Here is a 17,703-nt window from a genome sequence, read left to right as displayed (position 1 = left end):
GCATTTTGAGACGCGCCCGCAAGCTGATGGTCAAATCGGCGCTTGACGGTGTTGATAGCATGGGCCGTCGGGGGCGAACAACCTGTAGGCAGCAGGCGTGCAGCTCGAGCCGTGTTGCCGCTGATCTCTGAAACGCTATTCTCCGGCGCCGCCCTTGTTGTCGTGCGGTAGCGACCGCAGAGCGGTTTGGAATATCTCGGCTGCTTCGTTGGAGCGGTTCAGCAAGCACCATTCCAGCCCAAAGATTTCTCTTTACGAATATCAGAAATCATGCTCTATTGTGCGTATCCCGTCTCGGTACGGAGGGGCGTAGCGCGCGATCGTCACGACACGCGGGGCGGGGAGCGATGGCCGTGGTTTTGCCGCAGCGTGTCCCTGGATGCGCGGACGAACGGCGAGGCCGCGGACGCGAAGTCGCAGCGTGCTGGCACCCCGACGCTGGTGCTACGTTCGCGACGGCGCTTGCGCGCCGCGCGGGCAATGGTGGCCAACAAGCCCGGCGCACCAGGCAGACTGCGTATAAGCGTGAAGACCATCGCGCAGGGAAGGCCGGGCGTTCTCGGCTGCACCTGTGGTACCTGCCGCCTGCATTTTTTTCGCAGGCGGGCCGCAGGCGTCAGCCGACGCCTGGCCTTCCCTGCGCCCTCCGACTTGATGAGGGCAAACGAGATGAGCATGACTCGGGCAGGATCTGTCGCGGGAACGAGAAAGCGCGGCTTTTGCAAGAGGCCGACCACGCACTCCGCTGTCAACGCCCGGCTTGAACGGGCGATCGAGTACGCCGCGGCGTCTCGATTCAATCGTTGCGATCCCTGGACGACTGGACGTCCGGTCAGCCGGACGATGACAGCGTGGGCGCTGTCGCGTGCAACATCGAAATATGTCGCTCGGGTGTGACCATCTCCACCCTGCGGAATATTTTCCACGCTTGCCAAGCTCTATCCAACGGTCCAAAAAATCTCCAACCACCCGGGACGAAACGACAGGAAGCGGAGACGGAGTTGACCATCAAGGGCAAGGCCTACATTGCCGGGATCTATGAGCATCCGACCCGGCATGCACCCGACAAATCCACCGCGCAGCTGCATGCCGAGGTCGCCAAGGGCGCGCTCGAGGATGCGGGTCTCAGCGCGAAGGATGTCGACGGCTATTTCTGCGCCGGCGACGCGCCGGGCGGCGCGTGGCCGATGGTCGACTATCTCGGGCTGAAGGTCCGGCACATAGACTCCACCGAGACCGGCGGCTGCTCCTATCTCATCCATGTTGGCCATGCCGCCGAGGCCATCGCCGCCGGTAAATGCTCGATCGCGCTGATCACCCTGGCCGGCAAGCCGCGCACCGGGCCGATGCCGCCGCGTGCCGCTGGCGCCGAGGCCGATTTCGAGATGGCCTATGGCGCCACCACCCACAACGCCTATGGCATGTGCGCGATGCGCCACATGCACGATTACGGCACCACGTCGGAGCAGCTCGCCTGGATCAAGGTCGCGGCCTCGCATCACGCGCAGTACAATCCGCATGCGATGCTGAAGGAGGTCGTCACGGTCGAGGACGTGATCAACTCGCCGATGATCTCCGATCCGCTGCACCGCATGGACTGCTGCGTCGTCACCGACGGCGGCGGCGCGCTGATCGTGACCACGCCGGAGATCGCCAGGAGTCTGAAGAAGCCGCTGGTGCGTCTCATCGGCCATGGCGAGGCGATGAAGGGGCCGCGCGGCGGCAAGAACCTCGATCTCACTTATTCCGCCGGTGTGTGGTCCGGCCCGCGCGCCTTCGAGGAAGCGGGTGTGACCCCCAAGGACATCAAATACGCCTCGATCTATGACAGCTTCACCATCACCGTGCTGATGCAGCTCGAGGATCTCGGCTTCTGCAAGAAGGGTGAGGGCGGCAAGTTCGTCGCCGACGGCAATCTCATCTCCGGTGTCGGCAAGCTGCCGTTCAACACCGATGGCGGTGGCCTCTGCAGCAACCATCCCGTCAACCGCGGCGGCATGACCAAGGTGATCGAGGCCGTGCGCCAGCTGCGCGGCGAAGCCCATCCCAAGGTGCAGGTGCAAAACTGCGATCTCGCCATCGCCCATGGCACCGGTGGCCTGCTCGGCGTGCGCCACGCCGCCTCGACCTGCATTCTGGAGCGCGTCTGATGTCCGAAGCGAAGAAACTGCCGGCCCCCATCACCAATCCCGAGACCAAGGCGTTCTGGGATGCCGCGGCCGAGGGCAAGTTCATGATCAAGCGCTGCACGGCCTGTGGCGAGGCGCATTATTTTCCGCGCTCGATCTGTCCGTTCTGCTTCTCGGACCAGACGGTGTGGGAGCAGAGCGCGGGCGAGGGGGAAATCTACACGTTCTCGATCATGCGGAAGTCGCCGACCGGCCCTTACGCGATCGGCTACGTCACCTTGAAGGAGGGCCCGTCGCTGCAGACCAATTTCGTCGATTGCGATTTCGACGCGTTGAAGATCGGCCAGAAGGTGAAGGTGGTGTTCAAGCCGACCGACGGCGCCCCGCTGCCGTTCTTCACGCCGGTTTAGGAGAGGGAGCAAAGATGCATCCACGCGTCATTGCGAGGAGCGAAGCGACGAAGCAATCCAGAGTCCTTGCGCAGCCCTGGATTGCTTCGCTCCGCTCGCAATGACGGATGCGGAACGAGCGGTGTGCTCCACGACGAGTGCGTAGGGTGGGCAAAGGTGCAGAGCGCCGTGCCCACCGTTCTACCAAGAAAGGCGGTGGGCACGCTTCGCTTTTCCCACCCTACAAAGAACGAGGTTTGGGGAGGCAACATGCCGATCAACTACGATGAGCTGATGGCGATGAAGGCGATCGGGCAGAACTACGCCTACACCGATCGCGAGGTGATGCTCTACGCCTACGGCATCGGCATGGGGGCCGATCCGATGGACGAGAAGGAGCTTGCCTTCGTCAACGAGGCCACGGCCGGGCCGCGTCCACTGAAGGTGGTGCCGACCTTTGCCTCCGTCGCCGCCTGGGGCGCAGGCCCCGGCGACATGAAGCTGAACCGCGTGCTGGTCGTCGACGGCGAGCGCGACATCACCTTTCACAAGCCGCTGGCGGTGGCGGCGAAGATCACCGCGGATTCCTCCGTGCTCGCGGTGTCCGACAAGGGCAAGGACAAGGGTGCCGTGATCCGCCACCAGACCATCCTGCGCGACGAGAGCGGCGCGCCGCTGGCGACCCTGGTGGCCTCGCGCTTCGCCCGCGGCGACGGCGGCTTCGGCGGTCCCTCCGGCGGCATCCCCGACCCGCATCCGGTGCCGTCGCGTGCACCCGACCGCAGCGTCGAGATTTCGACGCGGCCCGACCAGGCGCTGATCTACCGCCTCTGCGGCGACCGCAACCCGCTACACTCGGATCCCGAATTCGCGCGCCGCGCCGGCTTCCCGCGGCCGATTCTGCACGGCATGTGCACCTACGGCCTGACCTGCCGCGCCGTGCTGCAGACCTACGCCGACTACGATGCGTCAGCCTTCCGCCAGCACGCCGCGCGATTCTCCTCGCCGGTGTTTCCCGGCGAGACCGTGACGGTCGATCTGTGGAAGGACGGCGACGTGATCTCGTTCGAGGCGCGGGTGAAGGAGCGGAACGTCACCGTGATCAAGAACGGCAAGACCGTGCTGGGTTGATTATTGCCATGTGAGGCACGTCTGTTAGTTGCCGTCATGGCCGGCCATGACGGGCAACAAAAGACACGGCGCAGGAGGAGACATCCATGGGACTGCTCGACGGCAAGGTGGCGCTGATCACCGGCGCAGGTGGCGGTCTCGGCGAGGCCTACGCCAAACTGTTTGCACGCGAGGGCGCGGCGGTGGTCGTGAACGATCTCGGTGGCCCGCGCGACGGCTCCGGCTCGGACCTGTCGATGGCCGAGCAGGTGGTGGCGGCCATCACCGCTGAAGGCGGCCGCGCCGTCGCCAACGGCGCCGACATCTCGACCATGGCCGGCGGCCAGTCGGTGTTCGACGATGCCATCCGCCATTTCGGCCGCGCCGACATCCTGGTCAACAATGCCGGCATCCTGCGCGACCAGACCTTCGCCAAGTCGAGCGAGGCCGACTGGGACAAGGTGGTCCAGGTGCACCTCAAGGGCACCTTCTGCTGCACGCTTCCCGTGTTTCGCTGGATGCGCGACAATGGCGGCGGTGTCATCGTCAACACCTCCTCGACATCGGGCCTCATCGGCAATTTCGGCCAGTCCAATTACGGCGCCGCGAAGGGCGGTATCTGGGGCCTGTCGAACGTGCTGGCGATCGAGGGACGCAAGTACAACATCCGGGTGTGGACCTTGGCGCCGGGCGCACTGACCCGCATGACCGCGGACCTGCCGCGCTACAAGGAAAACCCGGGCGCGGCGCTGACGCCCGAGGGCATCGCGCCAGCCGTGCTCTACATGGTCAGCAGACTCTCGGGGGATCAGACCGGCAAGGTGCTCGGCGTGTCCGGTCCGCGCGGCGTGCGCGAGTTGCGTATGATGGAAATGGACGGCTGGAAACCGCCGTCGTCGGCGTGGAAAGCGGAGGACATCGCCGCCCATGCAGAGGAGATATTCTTTTCGGAGGCCGATATAGCCAAGTCCGCACGGCGGTTTTGATGTATTCAGGTCGTCATTCCGGGCCTGCGCCTGGCGCGTCCGGAATGACGCCAGAGAGATTGGAGACCAGACGAGATGAAGCTCACCGCCGCCGCCAAAGGCACCTTCGCGATCGCGCCGACGCCGTTCCATGATGACGGTCGCATCGACGAGGCCTCGATCGACCGGCTGGTCGATTTCTATGCCGAGGCCGGCTGCGACGGCATCACCGTGCTGGGCATCATGGGCGAGGCGCCGAAGCTGGACGCCGCTGAATCCGAGCAGGTTGCAGTGCGCTTTGCCAAGCGGGCCAAGAACCTGCAGATCATCGTCGGTGTCTCCGCGCCGGGTTTTGCCACCATGCGCGCGCTGGCGCGCGCCTCGATGGATGCGGGCGCTGCCGGCGTGATGATCGCGCCGCCGCCGAGCCTGCGCACCGATGATCAGATCACGGGCTATTTCAAGCAGGCCCAGGAGGCCATCGGCGAGGACATTCCGTGGGTGCTGCAGGACTACCCGCTGACGCTGAGCGTCCAGTTCACGCCGGCCGTCATCCGCAAGATCGTCATGGACAGCCCCTCCTGCGTGATGCTCAAGCATGAGGACTGGCCGGGCCTGGAGAAGATCTCGACGCTGCGCGCGTTCCAGAAGGACGGCTCGCTGCGGCCGCTGTCGATCCTGTGCGGCAATGGCGGCCTGTTCCTCGACTTCGAGATGGAGCGCGGCGCCGACGGTGCCATGACCGGCTATGCCTTCCCTGAAATGCTGGTCGACGTGGTCAAGCTGTCGCAGGCGGGCAAGCGCGACGCCGCGCATGACCTGTTCGACGCGCATCTGCCGCTGGTGCGCTACGAGCAGCAGCCGGGGGCAGGGCTCGCCGTGCGCAAATACGTGCTGCAGAAGCGCGGCGCGATCGCCTCCAGCGCGCAGCGCAAGCCGGCCTCCGCGATCACGGCCGCGGCCAGGGCCGAGGTCGACTATCTCTTGTCGCGCGTGGCGCGTTACGACGCGCGTGCCAATCTGCAACCTCGTGCCACCGCCGCGGAGTGACCATGGCTGACGCTGCCGCCGTCCGTCCCGCCTCGACCGTGCTGCTGCTGCGCGACAGCGCAGTCGCGCGCGAGATCGAGGTGTTCATGATGGTGCGTCACCATCAGATCGAGTTCAACTCGGGCGCCCTGGTGTTTCCCGGCGGTAGCGTCGACAGAGGCGATCAGGAGATCGCCGGCAGGCCGGAGCTCTATGCCGGCGACGAGGGTCTTGAAGCCGAGGCGCTCGGCTTCCGCATCGCCGGGGTGCGCGAGACCTTCGAGGAGAGCGGCATCCTGCTGGCGCGGCTGCGCCGATCGGACGCGCTGATCGATGCCGCTGCCGCTCGCGACATCGAGGCGGCGCATCGTCTGGCACTGTGCGAGGGCAAGATCAGCTTTCTCCAGGTTCTGGAAGCTCACGGTCTGGTGCTGGCGCTCGATGCGCTCGTTCCCTACGCCCATTGGATCACGCCCGAGGGCATGCCGAAACGCTTCGACACCTGGTTCTTTCTGGCGGCGGCGCCGCCGGACCAACTCGGCGCCCATGACGGCCGGGAATCGACCGACTCCGTCTGGGTCTCGCCGCGCGAGGCGCTGGCTGGCGGCGAGGACGGCCGGTTCAAGCTGCCGTTCCCGACCACGCGCAACCTGATCCGGCTCGGCAAGCAGCCCGCGGTGGCCGACGCCCTGGCGGCGGCGCGGGACATGGACATCGTCACCGTGATGCCGGTCATGACCAAGACCGCCGAGGGCGGTCGCCAGCTGCGCATTCCGCGCGAGGCGGGCTATGATGGGGAGGTGTTCGAGTTCGGTGCGGCCGGTTAACCGCACAGGCTATTTTTCGTCCGGCGGATGATGCGCGGACGAAAATTGTTCTCTATATGTTCATTTGGCCGCCCAGCGGCTCGTATATAGTGCGGTTCCGACCATCGGATCCCATGAGTAGATTACCGGACCTCGACACGGCCTGCAGCAGCCTCCGATCGATGACGATCGGGCGGATGATCTTTGGCAGCTTTTTGCTGCTGCTTGCCGTTATCACCGCGACCAGCATGGCGAGCGTGATCGCCATTCGGCATATCGATTCGACCTTTGCCGAGTTGCAGCGGCTGCAGGGCGTCGGCGATCTCGCCGAGGAGATCGACCAGCGCATGAACGAGCTGCGGCTCGCGGCGCGCGATTTCGTCACCGATCCCGGCTCGCGCTCCGACCGTGCCATGGAGGCGGCGACGGAGCTCAGCGCGCTCCTGAAGAAGACGCGCCTGCAGCTCGCACCGGAGCAGCAGGCGACCATCGACGGCGTTGCCCAGCGGCTCGCCAATTACCGCGAAGGCATCGACCGCATCAGCGCGCTGATCGCGCGGCGTGCCGAGCTGCTGTCGGGTTTGCCGGCGGCGCGCGAGAGCTTCGAGGACGCCATCGCCGGCCTGACTGATCGCGCCACGGCGCGGGCCTTGTTCCAGGTGCAGAATCAGGTCGGCGCGGCGCTGCTGGCGCGCGACCCGGCTGGCGCCGAGCAGGCCGCCCGCAGCATGCGCGCAATGCCGATCGAGGACAGCGCGCTTCGTGCGGCCGCCGACCGGTATGCCGAGGCGATCATCGCCATTGCCGGCACCGAGGACGAGATCGCGCGCCTCGACAAGGAGGTGCTGGGCATCGAGGGGCGACTGATCGGCCGGGTCACCGAGTTGCTGCGCGCCCTGAGCGCAAGCCAGGGCAAGGTGCTGTCGCGCGACTTCGCCCGCACCTTGGCGGAGACGAAATGGCAAAGCATCATCTTCGGCACGGCGGGCGTTCTGATCGGCATCTTCGCTGCGTCCTTCGTGGTCCGGCGCACCGTGCGGCCGCTGGCCTCGATCGCGCGCTCGATCAGGGCGCTGGCGGCGGGCGAAAAGGCGGCGTCGATCCCGCAGACCGACGTTCAGAACGAGATCGGCGACATCGCGCGGGCGGCGGAAGTCTTCCGGCAGACTTTGCAGGATGCCGACGCGGCGCGTGAGGCGGCGGTCCGCGCGCTGGCCGAGCAGCGGCTGGCCGAGGAGAGCTATCGCAAGCTGTTCGAAGCTTCGATCGACGGCATCTATGTGACCACACCGAGTGGTCTCGTGCTCAATGCCAATCCGGCGCTCGCGCGCATCATGGGCTACGAATCCGCGAGCGAGCTGATCCAGAGCGTCAACGACATCGCGGATACGATCTATGTCCATCCCCTGGCGCGCGAACGCTATCAGCGGCTGATGCGGCGCGACGGCATGGTGCGCGAGTTCGAATACCAGGTGCGGCGGCGCACCGGCGAGATCCGCTGGCTTTCCGACAGCGGCACGGTGGTGCGGGATGAGAACGGCGAGGTGGTTCGCTACGAAGGCGTGGTCCGCGACATCACGGATCAGAAGCGCGCCGAGGACGCGATCGCTGAAGGCCGGCGATTGCTGCAGCAGGTCATCGACACGGTGCCGGCGGTGATCAACGTCAAGGATCGCGAGCTGCGCTATGTCCTGATGAACCGCTACATGGCCGGCATCTTCAACGTCGAGCCCGAGGATGCGCTCGGCCGCACCACGGGCGAGCTGATGTCGCGCTACGGCGCGAACAAGACGGACTCGAACGACAAGCGCGTGCTGGCGACGAAGGCCGGCCTCGGGTTCTACGAGGAGGAATACCTCGATTCATGCAACGTCATGCGGCAATGGCTGGTCAACAAGCTGCCGCTTCTCGACGCCGACGGCGAGGTCGACAAGATCGTCACGGTGGCGCTCGACATCGGCGAGCGCAAGAAGAGCGAACTGGAGATGCGCAAGGCCAAGGAGGCCGCCGAGACGGCGCTCCGGAACCTGCGCGACACCCAGGCCTCGCTGATCGAAGCCGAGAAGCTCGCGGCGCTCGGGCGTATGGTCGCCGGCGTTGCCCACGAGGTCAACAACCCCGTCGGCATCAGCCTGACGGTCGCCTCCGCGCTCGAGCGCAAGACCGAGCGCTTCGGCGAGGCGGTCACCCGGGGTGAGCTGCGGCGGTCGAGCCTCAACGAGTTCATCGAGATGAGCCGCAGCGCCGCGGGGCAGCTCGTCGCCAACCTCAATCGCGCGGCCGAACTGATCCAGTCGTTCAAGCAGGTTGCAGCGGACCGCAACTACTCCGATCAGCGCACCTTCGATCTCGCCGATCTCACCGAGCAGGTGGTGATGAGCCTGCGCCCGGGTGTGCGCAGACAGAACCTGACGGTGAACGTGGATTGCCAGCCCGATCTGGTGATGAACAGCTACCCCGGGCCTTACGGGCAGGTCCTGACCAATCTGTTCCTCAATGCGGTCGCGCACGCGTTTCCGGACGGCAGGAGCGGTGTGATCGAAATCAGGGCGCGGGAGTCCGGCCGCGACAATGTCGAGATCGTCTTTTCCGACAATGGCTGCGGCATGTCGCTCGACGTCCGCCGCCGCGCCTTCGATCCTTTCTTCACGACGCGCCGCGACCAGGGCGGCACCGGCCTGGGCCTTCACATCGTCTACAGCATCGTGACCAGCCGGCTCGGCGGCCGGCTCGATCTGGACTCCGAGCCTGGCGCGGGCACGCGCATCCAGATCATTCTGCCGCGGGTCGCACCTCTCGAGCAGGCGGCCGAGTAGGGAGATCTGCGTAACCCCCCGGATTGACTCTCACGAAGCCGAGATCGAATCGAAATCTGGCCCGGTTGATGCATTTCCATCCCGCGCACCCTGGGGTGGTGCAGGAGCCAGATGGACCAGATGGAAATGAGCAAATGGATCGTGTCCCGCGGCCATGGGCCGCATCGCGCTGATCGTGCCGACATCAGCAACACGGGTTCGAGGCGGCAGGCGGTCGCGCGATGGAAGCCGCCTGTCCAAGTCAGCAGTGCGGCGCTGTTGATCGCACTCGCCGCGCCACCGTCACTGGCGCGTGATCGCGGCCAGTATGCGAACTCGTCGCCGGAGATCAAGGCATGGTTCGACGGTCTGCGCAGCGGCAAGGGCCCATGCTGCTCTGACGCCGACGGCAGCGCCGTCAGCGATGTCGACTGGGAGAGCAGGGGCGGTCACTACCGCGTCCGTATCGAGGGGGAATGGCTCGATGTTCCCGACGACGCTGTGATCACCGAGCCCAACCGTGTCGGCCGCACCATGGTATGGCCGATGCGCGGCTATCAGGGCCTCCAGATTCGCTGCTTCATGCCGGGCAGCATGACGTAGCCGTGCGGGGCGGCGGTCAGACGTATTTCTTGTCGCGCTCCAGGAGCTCGATGGAAATGCCCTGCGGCCCGCGGATGAAGCAGATGCGAACACCGGGGCGGATCGTGGTCGGCTCGGTCGTGAAGGTGACGCCTTTGGCCTTGAGCTCGGCGGCCGCGGCGTCGATGTCCTTCACGGTGAGGCCGAAATGATCGAGGCCCTGGTGCGGCGTCATAGGCGGCGCGTTGACGCCGTCGCCCGGCTCGACCTTGGCGATGAACACGCTGGCACCGCCGAGCCTGACGTCGATGCGGCCGGGATTGCGGATGATCTCGCCGCCGAGAATGTCGTGAAGCCAGCTGGCGGTGGCTTCCGGGTCCGGACTGCGGAGATGGATGTGGTCCCACGTGACATTCAACATCGTCGAGATCTTTCGAAAGAGTGAACCGCCCGCGGCGGGGCGGCGTTTCTTGAGGTGTCGGCAACTGTGCGGATGTCTACCGGTCTGTCAGCGGCCGCGCCAGCCCGCCCGACCGACCGGTATCCGGGCCTGCCCTCCAATTGTCGGCTTTGCATGCAACCCTATCGATGTTTGCCGATTGAAGCTTCCAGATGCCCCCGCCGGGCAGCCGATGGTGCAGACATGAGCGCGGGTCTCTTTCGTTTGCTGGGACGCAAGCCCGATGCCGCGGCGTCGCTGGCCATGCGCCGAAGCGACGGAGCGTCCATCCCTTTGGGAGCCGCCGTGTCGGGGTTGGCCATCTTCGCGCTGGTCATGTTCAGCACAGTCGGGTGGCTGATCATGTCGGTCGAAGAGGAGGAGGTGGCCGACCCCAGCCTCACGCGGGTCGGATCGGCCCCCCCGAGCAGCGGCTACGAAGGAGACGAGGACGGGACTGAGACGTCGCGTCGGCTCTCGCCCGTGGTGCCCAGTCTGGCGGATGCATCCAATCCGCACCCCGATTCGTCCCCCGTGGTCGGCTCCGGCCGGAACGTCATGGACGCGAATGCCAGCCTGTCGCCGACGATGCCGCCTGCGTCATCCCCTGCGCTCGACCCGGCGGCTCTGTCCGGCCTGCGGATCAGTTCCCAGTCCTGGCGGCGCGGCGGTCTTGGATCGAAGGCGCTGGTGACCTTCACGCTACGGAATGCCAACAGTTTCGCAATCAAGGACGTCGAAATCACCTGCGCCTTCAGCCGGCGGGACGGTGGTCACGTCACCGACCGCCGACGGATCGTGCCCGGCCAAGTCGGGTCGCGCAGCCGGAAGACCTTCGTGGCGGTCCATGTCGGATTCGTCAACGTTAACGTCAGCGCGGCCAAATGCGCGCTGGTTGCAGCGACGAAAATCTAATTATGTCGCGCTAGTCTCCCGCGGTCTTTGAACCCGAGCGTTCGACGCGGGAACATACTGTCATGATCCTCCGTTAGGTGGATGTCGGCGCAGGTGCCGACGGAGCGGTAAATTATGCCCATTCTGCGTTACTTTATGTTCGTCGGTGGAACTCTGCTGGCGCTGCTCGTCCTGGCGGATGCCGTGCTTCCCAGCGTGCCATTGCCTGCAAGCCTGTCGTCTGCGTCGGATCTTCCCCCGGTGCGCATTCAGTCCACGAGAAAGTGGCCGGAGCGGATCGTGATGGACACCTCGATCGCCACGCCAGCTCCGGTGAAGCTCGCGAAGGCGGAGCAGCCTGCAGCAGAAGTCGCCAAGAGCAGTCCCCGAGACGCCTTCGCGCAGATGAGCGCCGTCGAGGCCAACCCGCAGGTTGCGGCAGTGAAGGCCGCCGAGAAGCCTCGCGCGACCCGGATTGCCGACACAGGCAAGCCGGCTGCAGAGGTGAAGAAGCGAAGGACCGCAAGAGCTCATCCGGGCAGACCGATGATCCTGGTCGCGCAGCAGCCGCGTGTCGGCTCTTTCGATTGGACCTGGTAGTATCGATCGCCCGCAGTCCCTGGTCGATCCAAGCAGTCCCGATGCAATCGCGCCGCGGGGCGGTTGAACTCGCGCGGGCTGTTGCGCCGTTTTTCACGCCGCCACGCTGCCTTGATCTTGCGCAAAGTGCGCTCCTTCCGGAACGCCTAGCGTCTCTGCATGGGACCTGGGAGCGTTTGCCCGGGGACCCAGGAGACGCTGAATGACGACTACCACGCCCACCCTCTCAATCTCGCCGGAGAAGGTCGCCTTCGTCGTGACCAAAATCCACAAGCACGAAATGGAAGCGACCGAACCCGAATTGCTGGCAGATTTGGCAGATGACGACGCGGCGCCCGGTACCGCTGGGCGAGGCCTGAACACTGACAGGTCGGAGCTCGTCAGCTTCATCAGGGGCCTCAATGTCGACGAACAGATCGATCTGGTCACGCTGATGTGGCTGGGCCGGGGCGACGGCTCGCTGGACAATTGGGATGAGCTTCGTGCGCAGGCCGCTCAGGCACACAACAATCGCACCGCGACGTACCTGATCGAAACTCCGATGCTCGGCGACTATCTGGAGGAGGCTCTCTCGGAGTTCGGCCTTTCCTTGGAAGATTTCGAAGAAGGCATATAGCTGGGGGCAGTTTCTCCCGATGGGCTCGCCAGCACATTCTTCGCTGCAATTCGGATGATGGAGTAATCTCATGGACAAGATGAAGGTCGGAACCGGTGATTGGATCGTCGTGTGCGACGGGCGCAAGGCGCTGATCCTCGAGAACGTCGGTGACAGCATGTTTCCGAACCTGCACACCAAAGAGGTCCGTGAGCAGGAGAACGACCGCACGAGCGCTCAGGGCACCGACGCTCCCGGCTCGGTGCAGCAGTCATTCGGCAATGCTCGGAGTTCAGTGGATCAGACGGATTGGCATGATCAGGCTGAGCGCGCCTTTCTCAAGCAGCTTGCTGATCGCCTGCATCATGCTGTCATTTCAGGCGAAACCAAAGCCGTCACGATGGTGGCGTCGCCGCGCGCGCTCGGGATCATCCGCGCCGACTATTCCGACGCGGTACGAAAGGTGCTGCATGGCGAGGTCCACAAGGATCTGGTCAAGCTTCCGGTCTACGAAATCGAAAAACAACTGCTCGCCTGAGTCGGGCTTTCTCATGCCAATGACTGTCCGGAGACCCTGTTCGCGGTCCCGGTGACCGCGACGGGATCAATGTGTGCTTTCATGCGACGGTGTCGATTCCGGCGCAGCAGGCACCAAGCTTGCGCCCAGGTGCGCAGCTCCTTTTTCGACGATCTCGTAGCCGCAATCATCCAGCCAAGCGATCAGGCGATCGGCCATGGCGTAATCCCAGGTCGGGTAGGAGCGTGCGATGACCTGGCGTGGTGTGAGCTTGCGAGACATTGGTGATCCTTCCCTGATCTCATGGTGCTCGATGAAACGTCGAGCGTTGGTCTTGTCATCTTGAACCCCAGAACGGGATGCGCAGTTCCTGCGCCGCCCGAGCGCTGCCACTTGAGGAGCGCCGATCGTTCACAGCGCCCCGGCGGAAGGGGCTCCATTCATCGAGCGCCGATCAGGTGTGGCCGCGCGTCATCGGTCACGAGAGCCGCGGTGCGCTCCGGCTTCTTCTCCACGATCTCGTAACCGCAATGATCGAGCCATGCGATCAACCGGTCCGCCATGGCATAGTCCCAACTGGGATAGGATCTGGCGATGACTTCGCGGACTGAAAGCTTTCGTGTCATGATGTCGATCTATCGCTCCCTGCATTCGCCACGGCCCGTCCGGCACGCATCCGGACGATCCAAGGCTGGCCGGCAGTTCGTGCCGCCGGCTCCTGATGTTGTTTGGCTCGTCACGTTTCTAAGCGCGCGCGCCCCAACGCCTTGATCAACTGGCGTGGAGAGGTGACTTTTTCGCTTCCGGCTCGCCCAGGCTGCGCAATCATCGCCCAACATGGTGAAAACCTTCTCGCTACATGGTTTCCCATTCCCGTGCACGGATATGGCGCAGTCGTGCGCGTAGTAGGGCTGGAGTGTGGTGGCGGCGCGGTGTTTCGTCACAGGCTGGCGGCGACGATCTCCGACGAAATCTCAGCCCGAGCAGGCGGGGACAGTCGGAGGAACGGTTTGGCACCTTCATGGTTTCCGCTGGGGCGCGGTCGCAGGGGCTCGTCGCCTCAGAGCCAATGGAGCGAAGCGATGAGGCTGATGTTTTGGGTTGTGCTGCTGACCGGCCTTGCGGCAGGGGCGGGCCGGTTGGTCGCCAATGAGTCGTGCGGCCCTGGGTGCCACGTCGCGCCGAATGGCGGCTGCGTCGTGAATGGCTGGGAGGTAGGAGCGCCGGTGTGGAACGAATGCCCTGCGGGCGCTCGGCCAAGGCCGCCGTGCGGAACCGCGTTCAAATGGAGCAAACAGGCGAAGGCCTGTGTCAGCAGGTGAACATACGATGGCTGATCATCGGCGCGGGAGCGTGGATCGGACTGCCGGCTGCCGCGAGCCTTGCCGTGCCTTGTATCAGGAGGCAGACGAAGCTGCTGCCGTTGGCGACACGGGCGAGACGTCCAAAGTGAACAGGCGCTGATCCCCAGCGGTCTCCGAATGCGCCAGCACCTGTTCGAGCAGGGCGATGACCGCGACCGCCCGCGCCCGTTCGTTGGTATCGTCGTAGCTCGTTGTCGCAAGGACGGTCCCGTTGGCTTCGCACATCGCCTTGATCTCAACAATCATCGTTGCATCCCTTGCCGTTCCGGAGGCCTGAGATTGGCGGCAATCATGTTAAATTGGTGCAAAATGGTCCGAATAAACCGCTGGTAGAAAGGCACCGCGAAGCACGGGCCGGCCGATGAGCCGGCGCGCTCAGACCGGGCTCGCATGGATCACGTCGCGCGGTGCGCTGGTGCCGAAGGCTCTCCGTAACCATGTTCGCGAGGGCGCCTCGATGAGCATGTAGGTGACCCAGGCCATCGCCGTCGCAATCGCAACGAACAGACCGAGCCGCAGCGCGAGCTCAAGAGCGCCAGGAGCATCTGACTTTCCGATCATCGCAAGCCGAATGAGAAAGGGATGCAGCAGATAGATCGAATAGCTGCATTCGCCACCAATGATCAGGGCTCTGGACGACAGCCAAGCGGCATGACCGTACCGACTGGCTGCGACGAAGACGATCGAAAATCCCGAGATCTCGATGAGACGTACGGCAAGTTCGATCGCGAACGACCAGCCGGGCAGACGAGGCTGCAGAAACAGCAGCACAGGCGCACAGACGAGGCTCGCCAGCGAAAGCCAGAACAGGAGCCTCACGCAGCGTCGCTCCCGGTCACCGACGCAGGCATCCGCGCGGTTCCTGTAGATCATGGCGGCAAGGCATCCGGCCAGGAACTGAGCGATGTGAAGATAGGGAGAGTAGTAGGTGAGCCACTGCATCCCGTTTTGCGTAAGGCTCGGCGCGGCGGCCCGTAGCAACGCATCGCCGAAGGTGAAGGCGGCCGCGATCGTCAGCGCGAACGTCACGATGTTCGCCAGCGCGATCCAGATGATCGTGGGCAGCCGGACGACGGCTGCAAACAGCAGGCAGACGAATGGAAACAGCAGGTAGAAGAACAGCTCCACGCTGATGGACCAGAGGTGCTGCAGCGACGGCACGACTGCGACCAGCACGGTGCCGTTCTGCACGGGAAACCAGGCTTGCGTCATCGTGAGGATGAAGCCGAGCGACGGGGCCGAGAGACCTCGCGCGATCACGACGTATGCGACGACTGCGAGCGTAATCACGGCGTACATGGGGTAGAGCCGGGCGAAGCGCGCGATGGCAAATTCGCGAAGAGCGCCTCCGAGCGGTTGCGACTGGAAGCGCGCGGCATAGTTGAGCCACAGGACGAATCCGCTCAGCACGAAGAACATTGTCATTCCGATGCTGCTGACTTGTGCGATGAGCTCGGGCAGCAGGCCTTGCGCCAACGACGGGGCGCCATGGCCGACGGCGACCGTTGCGGCCGCGACGAAGCGTAAGCCGGTCAGCGAGCCGATGAAGCGTTGCTCGTTCACTTTGAGGGATGGTCCTGATGCTTGGGAGGCGCTCCGGCTGTTGTAGAAACAGCAGGGCCTGGAGGCAACCCGACGCCGGCCGGAGACGGGATTGCCGCCCGCTCGAGCGACGATCTGGCGTTCAGGCCAGAGATGACTCTGCACCGTGATCGCTCCGACGTCCGCCGTGGCGGCGTTGCACGTTGCTGTCAACGAACTGAAAAATATAGAAAAATTAGCCTTGGCATCGGCGGCCAACGGTCGAGCGATTTCCCGGCGCGGCAGACGATCGGCGGGAAGGTCGGGCAACAGGCCGACAGAGTTTGAAGAAATCCGGGTAGAGCAGCTCCTGCAGCGGATCGTGCCCGTTGCGAAAAGCCGCCGGGACTCCTCGATCCGCGGGAGGTGACGGCCAGGGCCATGGTCGCACCTGCGTGGGGTGCGGAGCCCCCGTCCGGGCGGGGGCCGGGACCGGATTGCAAATGGACTCGCAAACCGGCGGAGGCTAGTTATTTGTCACCCTCCGGCTGGTCATTTTGCATGACGCTGAGCGCTTGAACGAGGACGGAAGCCGCCTTGCCCGCTGCGCCATCTCAGCTCACCGATCAAACCGTCAACACCCAGCTGACGACGAATTGCAATGCGCAGGTGGCTGCAACGTTCGACACGAATGACAGCACCTGGGTGACCTTCTTTTTCAACGGTACGATCCCGTGCTGGAGAGCGCTGGTGTCGATTGGCGAAGTAGAGGTCGAACTGACCGAGGACATTGCAATTGCAGGCATTGTCCTGCGCAAGGGGCTGACGGTGACCATGCACCCGATGGGTCGCTACTACACGGTCACGATGAGCGGGGAGATTGTCGATTCCGGAAAGGAGAGCAGCTTTACCGGATTCGTGCTCGGCTCGTTCATCCGGTCCGCAGCGATGAAGCGTGCGATGCAGATGCTTCGGAAACAAGTCAGCCGCTGAGCGGCGCCCGGCTTCGCCCGAAATGTAAACACCAGAATGTGACCGGGCGTTGGGGGAAGACTGTGATCTGGCCCGATTGACCACCGTCGCGAACCCTGTTACACGCCACAACCTCTGATAGATTTCAATCATTGGTAGCTTAGTCGATTTTCCATTCGTTTCAGCCGCGCCGGCAGTTGCGTACTGCGGGTTTTGATCTGTGTTTTATAAAAGGAGATAGCCATGGCTCATCATGAAGGCGTGCGTTTTTCGGCTCCTGCCGTCGTTACCACTCCCACAAGCCCCAACACCGAGGTCGTCGCGACGCCGACGGGCGATCAAAACAACACGACGCAGCTCGTGTTCGAGTATCAGGGGCGCATTCCGGTCTGGACGCCGGTGGTCTCGCAGGCACAACCTCAGGTCGTTTTGGCGGCTGACATCACGATCGGCGCAACGACTTGGCGCAAGGGCATTACGATCCAGTATGCGGCGCTGGGATCGACCCAGTACACCGTGACCATCATCTCGGGCGAGATCGTGGACGATCGTGGGCTCTACTTGCTCCAGGGCGTGACGCTCGGCATCTTCCCGATCGGTTTGGATGTCAAGGCAGCGCCATCCGCGACCGCGCGGACCGAGGAATATCCGCGCGCGGCCTTCACGGCGCTGCCGACGGTGAACACCCCGACCAGCCCGAACAGCAACGTGGTGACGACGCCGAGCGGCGACACCAACAACACGACCTACGTCTCATTCCAGTACCAGGGACGAATTCCGGTCTGGACGCCGATCGTCTCGCAGTCCCAGATCACTGCGGTCCTCGCCGCTGATATCACGATCGGCGCGACGACGTGGAAGGCGGGCATCACGGTGCAATATGCTGCGCTGGGCTCGGCCCAATATACGGTGACCATCATCAAGGGCGACATCATCGACGATCGTGCCCTCTATTCACTGGCGGGCACCTTGCTCGGCATCTTCCCGATCGGGTGA

Annotated in this window: 20 protein-coding genes; 15 read left to right on the top strand and 5 right to left on the bottom strand. The window is 64.3% G+C overall.

Features of this window, described 5'->3' with window-relative positions:
• The first annotated feature begins 1,001 nt into the window (after nt 1–1,001).
• The 8 genes from ACQR0W_RS23425 to ACQR0W_RS23390 all read left to right on the top strand — a co-directional run bounded on the left by ACQR0W_RS23425 (nt 1,002) and on the right by ACQR0W_RS23390 (nt 9,826).
• Nucleotides 1,002–2,150: a thiolase domain-containing protein gene (locus ACQR0W_RS23425; protein WP_316165024.1), complete on the top strand. Its 1,149-nt coding sequence runs from the start codon at nt 1,002–1,004 to the stop codon at nt 2,148–2,150.
• Nucleotides 2,150–2,539: a Zn-ribbon domain-containing OB-fold protein gene (locus tag ACQR0W_RS23420; protein WP_315752583.1), complete on the top strand. Its 390-nt coding sequence runs from the start codon at nt 2,150–2,152 to the stop codon at nt 2,537–2,539. The genes ACQR0W_RS23425 and ACQR0W_RS23420 overlap by 1 nt, the downstream gene beginning before the upstream one ends.
• A gap of 249 nt (nt 2,540–2,788) precedes the next feature.
• Entirely contained in the window at nt 2,789–3,649 is an 861-nt protein-coding gene (locus ACQR0W_RS23415) for a MaoC family dehydratase (protein ID WP_316187172.1), read from the top strand.
• Nucleotides 3,650–3,735: 86 nt separating this feature from the next.
• A complete protein-coding gene (locus ACQR0W_RS23410; protein ID WP_315717665.1) occupies nt 3,736–4,614 on the top strand; it encodes an SDR family oxidoreductase in 879 nt (292 codons plus the stop codon).
• Nucleotides 4,615–4,689: 75 nt separating this feature from the next.
• Entirely contained in the window at nt 4,690–5,643 is a 954-nt protein-coding gene (locus ACQR0W_RS23405) for a dihydrodipicolinate synthase family protein (RefSeq protein WP_315717666.1), read from the top strand.
• 2 nt (nt 5,644–5,645) lie between these two features.
• Nucleotides 5,646–6,449 carry an NUDIX hydrolase gene (locus tag ACQR0W_RS23400; protein WP_315717667.1) on the top strand — a complete coding sequence of 268 codons (804 nt, stop codon included), beginning with the start codon at nt 5,646–5,648 and terminating at the stop codon, nt 6,447–6,449.
• A gap of 113 nt (nt 6,450–6,562) precedes the next feature.
• Complete coding sequence (locus tag ACQR0W_RS23395; RefSeq protein ID WP_315827826.1) at nt 6,563–9,244, top strand: PAS domain S-box protein; 2,682 nt, start codon at nt 6,563–6,565, stop codon at nt 9,242–9,244.
• Between the two features lie 120 nt (nt 9,245–9,364).
• Nucleotides 9,365–9,826: a hypothetical protein gene (locus ACQR0W_RS23390; protein ID WP_315752605.1), complete on the top strand. Its 462-nt coding sequence runs from the start codon at nt 9,365–9,367 to the stop codon at nt 9,824–9,826.
• Nucleotides 9,827–9,842: 16 nt separating this feature from the next.
• Here the strand turns inward: ACQR0W_RS23390 and ACQR0W_RS23385 are convergent, their stop codons facing one another.
• Nucleotides 9,843–10,226, bottom strand: a complete 384-nt coding sequence (locus tag ACQR0W_RS23385; protein WP_315717669.1) for a VOC family protein — start codon at nt 10,224–10,226, stop codon at nt 9,843–9,845.
• A gap of 222 nt (nt 10,227–10,448) precedes the next feature.
• Here ACQR0W_RS23385 and ACQR0W_RS23380 point away from each other — a divergent pair, with 222 nt between their 5' ends.
• The 4 genes from ACQR0W_RS23380 (at nt 10,449) to ACQR0W_RS23365 (ending at nt 12,871) form a co-directional block, all read left to right on the top strand.
• Complete coding sequence (locus ACQR0W_RS23380) at nt 10,449–11,159, top strand: hypothetical protein (RefSeq protein ID WP_316187173.1); 711 nt, start codon at nt 10,449–10,451, stop codon at nt 11,157–11,159.
• 114 nt (nt 11,160–11,273) lie between these two features.
• Nucleotides 11,274–11,738 carry a hypothetical protein gene (locus tag ACQR0W_RS23375; protein WP_315752591.1) on the top strand — a complete coding sequence of 155 codons (465 nt, stop codon included), beginning with the start codon at nt 11,274–11,276 and terminating at the stop codon, nt 11,736–11,738.
• 202 nt (nt 11,739–11,940) lie between these two features.
• On the top strand, nt 11,941–12,354 hold the full coding sequence (locus tag ACQR0W_RS23370; RefSeq protein WP_315752592.1) for a DUF3775 domain-containing protein: 414 nt from the start codon (nt 11,941–11,943) through the stop codon (nt 12,352–12,354).
• Between the two features lie 70 nt (nt 12,355–12,424).
• Complete coding sequence (locus ACQR0W_RS23365; RefSeq protein WP_315717673.1) at nt 12,425–12,871, top strand: host attachment protein; 447 nt, start codon at nt 12,425–12,427, stop codon at nt 12,869–12,871.
• Nucleotides 12,872–12,937: 66 nt separating this feature from the next.
• On the opposite strand, the gene ACQR0W_RS23360 is transcribed toward ACQR0W_RS23365, so the two are convergent.
• Together ACQR0W_RS23360 and ACQR0W_RS23355 are read right to left on the bottom strand one after the other, a co-directional pair.
• Nucleotides 12,938–13,132, bottom strand: coding sequence for a hypothetical protein (locus ACQR0W_RS23360; RefSeq protein WP_315827831.1), 195 nt, complete (start codon nt 13,130–13,132; stop codon nt 12,938–12,940).
• A 158-nt stretch (nt 13,133–13,290) separates the two neighbouring features.
• The gene (locus tag ACQR0W_RS23355) at nt 13,291–13,476 is read right to left on the bottom strand and encodes a hypothetical protein (RefSeq protein WP_315752594.1); all 186 of its coding nucleotides are present in this window, start codon (nt 13,474–13,476) and stop codon (nt 13,291–13,293) included.
• Nucleotides 13,477–13,932: 456 nt separating this feature from the next.
• On the opposite strand from ACQR0W_RS23355, the gene ACQR0W_RS23350 reads away from it, so the two are divergent.
• Entirely contained in the window at nt 13,933–14,172 is a 240-nt protein-coding gene (locus ACQR0W_RS23350; RefSeq protein ID WP_409999270.1) for a hypothetical protein, read from the top strand.
• 75 nt (nt 14,173–14,247) lie between these two features.
• Here ACQR0W_RS23350 and ACQR0W_RS23345 read toward each other — a convergent pair whose 3' ends face one another.
• Together ACQR0W_RS23345 and ACQR0W_RS23340 are read right to left on the bottom strand one after the other, a co-directional pair.
• Complete coding sequence (locus tag ACQR0W_RS23345; RefSeq protein WP_315717677.1) at nt 14,248–14,460, bottom strand: hypothetical protein; 213 nt, start codon at nt 14,458–14,460, stop codon at nt 14,248–14,250.
• A 129-nt stretch (nt 14,461–14,589) separates the two neighbouring features.
• Complete coding sequence (locus ACQR0W_RS23340; RefSeq protein WP_316170847.1) at nt 14,590–16,014, bottom strand: acyltransferase family protein; 1,425 nt, start codon at nt 16,012–16,014, stop codon at nt 14,590–14,592.
• A gap of 318 nt (nt 16,015–16,332) precedes the next feature.
• Here ACQR0W_RS23340 and ACQR0W_RS23335 point away from each other — a divergent pair, with 318 nt between their 5' ends.
• Nucleotides 16,333–16,728, top strand: a complete 396-nt coding sequence (locus ACQR0W_RS23335; RefSeq protein WP_315717679.1) for a hypothetical protein — start codon at nt 16,333–16,335, stop codon at nt 16,726–16,728.
• A 222-nt stretch (nt 16,729–16,950) separates the two neighbouring features.
• Nucleotides 16,951–17,703 carry a hypothetical protein gene (locus ACQR0W_RS23330; protein WP_315717680.1) on the top strand — a complete coding sequence of 251 codons (753 nt, stop codon included), beginning with the start codon at nt 16,951–16,953 and terminating at the stop codon, nt 17,701–17,703.

It is taken from the genome of Bradyrhizobium sp. HKCCYLRH1034, assembly GCF_051168375.1.
GTDB lineage: Bacteria > Pseudomonadota > Alphaproteobacteria > Rhizobiales > Xanthobacteraceae > Bradyrhizobium.
The sequence above is the reverse complement of the archived record's forward strand: the minus strand, read 5'-3'. Positions and strand labels throughout refer to the sequence as shown.

What these genes read in the sequence shown, in the direction of transcription:
- ACQR0W_RS23420 (WP_315752583.1), top strand. Translation starts at nt 2,150, where the DNA reads ATGTCCGAAGCGAAGAAACTGCCGGCCCCCATCACCAATCCCGAGACC.
- ACQR0W_RS23415 (WP_316187172.1), top strand. Translation starts at nt 2,789, where the DNA reads ATGCCGATCAACTACGATGAGCTGATGGCGATGAAGGCGATCGGGCAG.
- ACQR0W_RS23410 (WP_315717665.1), top strand. Translation starts at nt 3,736, where the DNA reads ATGGGACTGCTCGACGGCAAGGTGGCGCTGATCACCGGCGCAGGTGGC.
- ACQR0W_RS23405 (WP_315717666.1), top strand. Translation starts at nt 4,690, where the DNA reads ATGAAGCTCACCGCCGCCGCCAAAGGCACCTTCGCGATCGCGCCGACG.
- ACQR0W_RS23400 (WP_315717667.1), top strand. Translation starts at nt 5,646, where the DNA reads ATGGCTGACGCTGCCGCCGTCCGTCCCGCCTCGACCGTGCTGCTGCTG.
- ACQR0W_RS23395 (WP_315827826.1), top strand. Translation starts at nt 6,563, where the DNA reads ATGAGTAGATTACCGGACCTCGACACGGCCTGCAGCAGCCTCCGATCG.
- ACQR0W_RS23390 (WP_315752605.1), top strand. Translation starts at nt 9,365, where the DNA reads ATGGAAATGAGCAAATGGATCGTGTCCCGCGGCCATGGGCCGCATCGC.
- ACQR0W_RS23385 (WP_315717669.1), bottom strand. Translation starts at nt 10,226, where the DNA reads ATGTTGAATGTCACGTGGGACCACATCCATCTCCGCAGTCCGGACCCG.
- ACQR0W_RS23380 (WP_316187173.1), top strand. Translation starts at nt 10,449, where the DNA reads ATGAGCGCGGGTCTCTTTCGTTTGCTGGGACGCAAGCCCGATGCCGCG.
- ACQR0W_RS23375 (WP_315752591.1), top strand. Translation starts at nt 11,274, where the DNA reads ATGCCCATTCTGCGTTACTTTATGTTCGTCGGTGGAACTCTGCTGGCG.
- ACQR0W_RS23370 (WP_315752592.1), top strand. Translation starts at nt 11,941, where the DNA reads ATGACGACTACCACGCCCACCCTCTCAATCTCGCCGGAGAAGGTCGCC.
- ACQR0W_RS23365 (WP_315717673.1), top strand. Translation starts at nt 12,425, where the DNA reads ATGGACAAGATGAAGGTCGGAACCGGTGATTGGATCGTCGTGTGCGAC.
- ACQR0W_RS23360 (WP_315827831.1), bottom strand. Translation starts at nt 13,132, where the DNA reads ATGTCTCGCAAGCTCACACCACGCCAGGTCATCGCACGCTCCTACCCG.
- ACQR0W_RS23355 (WP_315752594.1), bottom strand. Translation starts at nt 13,476, where the DNA reads ATGACACGAAAGCTTTCAGTCCGCGAAGTCATCGCCAGATCCTATCCC.
- ACQR0W_RS23350 (WP_409999270.1), top strand. Translation starts at nt 13,933, where the DNA reads ATGAGGCTGATGTTTTGGGTTGTGCTGCTGACCGGCCTTGCGGCAGGG.
- ACQR0W_RS23345 (WP_315717677.1), bottom strand. Translation starts at nt 14,460, where the DNA reads ATGATTGTTGAGATCAAGGCGATGTGCGAAGCCAACGGGACCGTCCTT.
- ACQR0W_RS23330 (WP_315717680.1), top strand. Translation starts at nt 16,951, where the DNA reads ATGGCTCATCATGAAGGCGTGCGTTTTTCGGCTCCTGCCGTCGTTACC.